The 1,862-nt window shown below is 48.9% G+C and carries 3 protein-coding genes and 1 pseudogene; 1 reads left to right on the top strand and 3 read right to left on the bottom strand.

The features are described 5' to 3' along the window. Positions 1-312: pseudogene (locus tag VGM55_RS24940) on the top strand (hypothetical protein); the annotation flags it as partial. On the opposite strand, the gene VGM55_RS24935 reads toward VGM55_RS24940, so the two are convergent. From VGM55_RS24935 to VGM55_RS24925, 3 genes are all read right to left on the bottom strand, one after another. Then, positions 296-481, bottom strand: a complete 186-nt coding sequence (locus VGM55_RS24935) for a hypothetical protein (RefSeq protein ID WP_253282873.1) — start codon at positions 479-481, stop codon at positions 296-298. The pseudogene VGM55_RS24940 and the gene VGM55_RS24935 sit on opposite strands and share 17 nt — an antisense overlap. 20 nt (positions 482-501) lie before the next feature. After that, positions 502-1,062: a 3'-5' exonuclease gene (locus VGM55_RS24930; RefSeq protein ID WP_331637055.1), complete on the bottom strand. Its 561-nt coding sequence runs from the start codon at positions 1,060-1,062 to the stop codon at positions 502-504. A gap of 500 nt (positions 1,063-1,562) precedes the next feature. Next, positions 1,563-1,862: hypothetical protein (locus tag VGM55_RS24925; RefSeq protein WP_331637054.1), on the bottom strand; the 300-nt coding region annotated here is incomplete at its 5' end.

Below are 1,862 nucleotides of genomic sequence, written 5' to 3'. Positions count from 1 at the left end.
GTATCTGGCTCAGGCAGAGCCTTCAGGATAGACTTACTCATGGCGTATCACCTCTCTGTTGTTGAAATCTGTCACGAAATCAATCAGCAGGATACGCCACCCTCTTCAAATCCCCGTACACCAGAAATGAGCATAACTCTGACGAATTTATCAGGGGAGGGTGTGATGCCCCACGTCACCGAAAAGATGCTGGGGCATGAGCTTGGAGGAGTGATGGCTGTGTATAATAAACACGATTGGCTGGTGGAGCAGAAAGATGCGTATGAGCTCTATGCCGATAAGGTTTACTGGCATATTAAACAGCTCGGTTGACGCCGCCCTCGTCGATCCACTTCATAACAGCCCTTCGACTGTATCGAGAAGGGTAGGTAAGAACGGGATCGGGGAAGCCGTGTTCTCTGCGTAAACGCCAGACCGCAGTTTTTTTCTTTTTGAGCAGGTCGAAAACTTCCTGCTCCTCCATAAAATCAGTAGTAGTCATAAATTACCCCATCAATTAATTCATTCGATCGGAATTAGTCGCTGCCATATTGCAGAAACGTATTTAGCTTGGTGGATAGCGTCGGCCAGAGCGTTGTGTGCTACACCATCAAATGGTATGTCATGCTTGGGGTCGAAACCAAGTTGCTTGCCAAGCAGCACAATGGTGCGCACATCGCTGTCGTTCCAGAATTGCCACGGGCAGGTTTGCCCCGCGCGTTCGTAGGCTGAGCGCAAAATTACGTTATCGAAGCTGGCGCCATTACCCCAGACTTTCAGATATCGCGGGTTGTCAGAGTGACGGCTGATAAACGAACTCAGCTCGGAGAGAGCTTCTGCGATGTGCCAGGTATCGTCGGTACAAATCGCGGACCGGGCCTCTGCCGATTGCTTTAGCCACCACAGGATCGTGTCACCGTCAGGCGTTGCACCCTGAGCCATGGCGCTGTCGAGGTTGACGGGCACATATAATTCGGCGCCCAGCTCGCCGCTCTGCGGATCAAAGAATACAGCACCAATGGAGACGATTGGCGCGGCGGGCTTATTGCCCATGGTTTCGAGGTCGATCATTAAATGATTCATTGTTAGTTATCTGTTTCCATAAGTGGTTAATTAATTTAGTTTCATCACCCTGGTGGGGATTTCCAGTTTCTGGCCTCCGCATTGGCCGTGCCCGGCATCCACCCAACCCGAAATATCTTTTCCGACAGCATGTCTGGAGCGTCATTTTCCAGTTTTAATATTATGTTTTTCATTGGTTCCCCGGCTTTAGTGCTGCGGCTATCGTCCGACCACAGCCCGGGCAGATTTTAGCTCCATTCGCGACAGAGCCATCATCAAAGACAGCCATTACGCTTCACATGAACCAGTCCACATCCCATCGTTATCCGATGACCAGCCGCAGCTATCCGGTGGATTAGTTGACGTTTCCAGTATTTTGCGAAGGTTGCTGGTTGACGAATTCTCATTTTTCCGAAAATAAGCAATATTCCTGCGCTTTAATTTGATACCCGGCAATGATGCGCTTCGCTTTTAGTTGCTTCCAGAATTCAATTTCTGGATTTTCAGGGGCTCTCTTACCTTCATAAGCGAATCATCCCGGCCTTCATATGCCCCGGGCGGCTACTTCGTGGGCTTCCTGCCTGTTCACTGTTAATATAGTAAATATAGCGAAACGCAAAAATTAAAGTCAAGCTGTTTTTAGCGAAACGCGAAATTGAAGGGCGAAAAAAATCCCACCAGAGTGCTGAGGAATCCCCAGTAATGAGCGGGTAAAAAAAGACAGGCATAGAGTTTTGTGATCTACTGATTTGTGCAACCAATTCAATGGGATCACCTCTATGCCTGCTCGCCAAGTATGTCAGAATTTCTTCCGTGATACG

Source organism: Cedecea sp., from assembly GCF_036500665.1.
Classification (GTDB): domain Bacteria; phylum Pseudomonadota; class Gammaproteobacteria; order Enterobacterales; family Enterobacteriaceae; genus Cedecea.
This window is presented reverse-complemented; position numbering and strand designations above follow the sequence as displayed.